This is a genomic window from Kutzneria sp. 744, from assembly GCF_000568255.1.
In the GTDB taxonomy this organism is placed as follows: Bacteria; Actinomycetota; Actinomycetes; order Mycobacteriales; family Pseudonocardiaceae; genus Kutzneria.
In genome coordinates this window covers 3,194,206-3,197,804 of the sequence record NZ_KK037166.1, presented here as the reverse complement: position 1 = coordinate 3,197,804, position 3,599 = coordinate 3,194,206, and the positions used below count along the sequence as shown (strand labels likewise).

Annotated in this window: 5 protein-coding genes; 2 read left to right on the top strand and 3 right to left on the bottom strand. The window is 68.5% G+C overall.

Annotated elements, in window-relative coordinates; translation table 11 throughout:
• Window positions 1-138: 138 nt before the first annotated feature.
• Window positions 139-324: a hypothetical protein gene (locus KUTG_RS14225; RefSeq protein ID WP_043717285.1), complete on the bottom strand. Its 186-nt coding sequence runs from the start codon at window positions 322-324 to the stop codon at window positions 139-141.
• Between the two features lie 249 nt (window positions 325-573).
• Window positions 574-1,389, bottom strand: a complete 816-nt coding sequence (locus tag KUTG_RS14220) for a class I SAM-dependent methyltransferase (RefSeq protein WP_043717284.1) — start codon at window positions 1,387-1,389, stop codon at window positions 574-576.
• Between KUTG_RS14220 and KUTG_RS14215 the strand changes: the two genes are divergently transcribed.
• Together KUTG_RS14215 and KUTG_RS14210 are read left to right on the top strand one after the other, a co-directional pair.
• Window positions 1,370-2,125, top strand: a complete 756-nt coding sequence (locus KUTG_RS14215) for an NAD(P)-binding protein (RefSeq protein WP_232240796.1) — start codon at window positions 1,370-1,372, stop codon at window positions 2,123-2,125. The genes KUTG_RS14220 and KUTG_RS14215 overlap by 20 nt on opposite strands.
• Window positions 2,126-2,186: 61 nt before the next feature.
• Window positions 2,187-3,215: a phosphatidylinositol-specific phospholipase C domain-containing protein gene (locus KUTG_RS14210; RefSeq protein WP_043717280.1), complete on the top strand. Its 1,029-nt coding sequence runs from the start codon at window positions 2,187-2,189 to the stop codon at window positions 3,213-3,215.
• A 78-nt stretch (window positions 3,216-3,293) separates the two neighbouring features.
• On the opposite strand, the gene KUTG_RS61225 is transcribed toward KUTG_RS14210, so the two are convergent.
• Window positions 3,294-3,599 (bottom strand): DUF6807 family protein (locus KUTG_RS61225; protein ID WP_198047160.1); only part of this gene is annotated, 306 nt, incomplete at its 5' end.

Here is a 3,599-nt window from a genome sequence, read left to right as displayed (position 1 = left end):
GCAATGTGACCAGCGCCTTGCTGCGCTTGGCCGAACGCAGCGCGAGCACCGCCTCCCGGCCGCCGCCCCCGCGTGCCAGCGCGTCGAGATCCTTGTGGGAAAGGCCGTGCATGGTCAGCCGGCCCACATCCGGCGGGTTCAGCAGCTGCTCGCGCCGGACGCGCTCTGCAGGCGCAGCGCGGCTATCCACGGGTCGTCCGCTTCGCTGAGCAGGTTGGCCACCGAGCGGCGCAGTGCCGGCTCCGTGCACGCGCGCAGGGCGTTGAGGGACACGTCGGTCGGGTCGATCAACTCGGACCGCAGGCTGAGTTCTGGTTCCGGCATGTCACCAGCCCCTCTGTGTGCACGGATCGTGACGAGCCCGACACAAGCCGTCATGCATCACCGGACGGGCGTTCCGCTTGACCCGGCAGTAGGAAAGCTCGCCGACAGGCCGCCCAGCCCTGACATTGTGCCAGGCATAGGCCGTCAACGCGCAACGTCCAGGGGTTGACCTGTCCGGACCACGTCCGTGAACAGCGGTGGGTGCAACCGGCAGATGCACGTGCACCGACTCTGTCCATGGTGGACTGATCAGAACCGGAACCGCACGATGCGGGTGGACCGTTTCATGCCGGGCAGCAGGTTGAGCAGGCGGTACATGCGGCGTATGTTCGCGGGCGCCTTGGCCATCAGCACCGGTGAGTCGTTCATCGGCGCCTCGTCGACGTATTCGAGGCGCGGATGCCAGTCGGCCAGCGCGGCCGGATCGTCGAAGCCGCAGTGGAACCGGGTGTTGTATTTGCGCAGGGTGGGGTCCCATTTCGAGGTGCGCCAGGCCCACACCGCCACCGTGTCGAACTGTATCTGGCCGGTGGGGAAGGAGTCGACGACGCTGGTCAGCAGCCGGCGGACGTCGGCCTCGGTCAGGTAGGGCACCAGCCCTTCGGCGATCATCAGCACCGGCCGGTCGCGGGGGATGCGGTCCAGCCAGGTCGGATCGGTGACGCTGGCGCCGATCAGGGTGTAGTGCTCTCGTGCCGGCAGGAACTGTCGCCGCAGTTCGACGATGGCGGGGTAGTCCAGGTCGTACCAGTCGACGGTGGCGGGCGGGTCGATCCGGTGCACCCGGGCGTCAAGGCCGCAGCCCAGGTGCAGCACCACCGCGTCGGGGTGATCGGCGAGGAAGCCGCGGGCCCAGTCGTCGTGGGCCTTGGCGCGTACCACGGCGACGAGGCCCATCTGGCTGGCGCCGAACGGACGCGTGTCGTACTCGGGGTCGAGCCGGCGCATTGCCTGCTCGGCATACTTGTCGCCGAGGATCGGGTCCCGCAGTCGGTTGTCCAGTGCCTTCGCCCTGAGGACAGGGCTGAGGGTCTTCTGCACTCCGATGAGTTCGGCGTCCTTCACGTCGGCGACATTACCTCCTTTCGGATCGCAGAAATCGACTCCACCCGCGAGGAGCAGTACCGGAGAAGCGGTCGCCGGCGACGTCACACGCATGGACTCCTCGGTGCTGCAGATCCGTTCCGCCACCAATGCCCGGGTGCGGCCACGAGTGGCCGTCGCCGGAGGTGGCATCGCGGGATTGGCCGTAGCCACGTTTCTCAGCCGGGGCGGAGGGGGTGTCACGCTGTTCGAGCAACGGTCATATTTCGGCGGGCGGGCCGGGGTGGAGCCCTCCGGTGGTGAGCACTGCGCGAGGCTGCTGCTGCCCGACTACCACGCGGTCTGGGCGTTGCAGCGCGAGATTCCGGCGGCTGATGGAGACCGCACGGTGTTCGACACGGTGACGGGGGTCCGCCGTACGGAATGGGGGCCGGCGGGCCACTGGATCGAGCTCGACCACATCAACCGGTTCCGTGCGTCCAATCTCACCTGGCGCGATCACGTTGCGATGATCCGTCAGGGGCCGCCGCGGGTCCTGGTGGCGCAGGCCGACGGGGCGAACGAGAACGCCTTCGGCGCATGGCGGCAGTACTCGGTGGCCAGCCTGCTCGGCATCGCGCGGAACATATGGCGTGCCGATCGGATTTTCACCTTCCACATACTCGCTGACCGCTTTGCGGGGCACCAGCTTCGCCCCGACCCTGCGGGTCACCAACGCGAGCGACGAATTCTTCGGCGCAACGACACCGAGTCGTGATCGGCTCACGGCAAGATCCTGCGCGACCGGCCCGTTCGGGCCGGCCCAGTCAGGAGACGAAATGCCCCCGTATCGCACGAGTCTGCTGGCGGCGACCGTGATGGTGAGCGCCGCCCTGCCGGCCGCCGCAGCGGACTCCGGATCGCTGTCACTCGCGCAAGCCACTACCGTCGGCATCCATAACACCTACGACAAGGCCGCCTACACCTATCTCGCGCAAGCCCTGGACGCCGGCGCGACGATGATCGAGCTCGACACCTGGGTCAACGTGGTCACGCACAAGTGGGACGTCAGCCACGGCAACCCGTTGGGCAGCGACAACAACTGCGTGCAGGCGAACACCGCGTCCGACCTCTACACCGGCAACCGCAGCCAGAACCTGGACAGCTGCCTCGACGACATCCGGATCTGGCTGGCCGCGCATCCGGGCCACGGACCGGTCATGGTCAAGCTGGAGATGAAGAGCGGCTTCGACAACACGATCGGCCTCGGGCCGGACGACCTCGACGGTTACGTCAAGACCCACCTGGGCAGCGCGGTATTTCGGCCGGCCGACCTGCTCGGCGGCTCCGCCGATCTGGACACCGCAGCGAAGGCGGGCCACTGGCCGAGCCGGGACTCGTTGGCGGGCAAGGTGATCGTCGAGGCGATCCCCGGCACCTTCGAGGAGAAGAACCCCTTCGACCACCTGTGGACGGACGTCGAGTACGCGGAGCACCTCAGGGACCTCGCCGCGGCCGGGAACATCGGCAGCGCCGAGATCTTCCCCAGCGTGCTCGGCGCGACCGCCGGCGACCCGCGCACCCGGTACTCGGACACCACGATCCGGCCGTGGTTCGTGGTCTTCGACGGCGACGCGTCCACGTACGTCAACGGCGTCGACACGTCCTGGTACGACACCAACCACTATCTGCTCGTGATGACCGACGCGCAGGGCGTGTCACCCGCCATTGACGACACCGCGCCGACGGTCGCCCAGGCGCAGGCCCGGGTGGCGCAGCTGGCGGCGGCGCACGCCAGCGTCGTGTCCACGGACTGGCGGGCCTTGAACACCGTCCTGCCCGAGGTGCTGCCCCGCGGCTCCAGCTGAGACCGGCGTGGATGGTTCCCTGTGCCGCAAGGGAACCACCCTCGACCGTCCACTTGCGAGCGCTCGGTGCCGATCGTGTCAGTCGTCGTTGACCAGGACGGAGTAGGTCCGCCCGATCGTGCCCATGGACGGGATGACCAGCGGCCGGTCGAAGGCGAAGGCGACGCCGACGGCCGGATACTCGGCCATCCGAACGAACCAGCGGTCGTCGCGAGCCAGGCCGCTGAAGGTCAGCGCATACCGACCGCCTTCGGTCGTGCCGGAGACACTGAGTTCGGGCCACGCCGATCCGTTGATCTCGCGCTCGGCCCGCAGCGGGCCGGCCGCGAGCACGGGATCGACAGTCGGCGGCAGGCGCCAGAAGAAGCCGCCGTAACCGGCGCC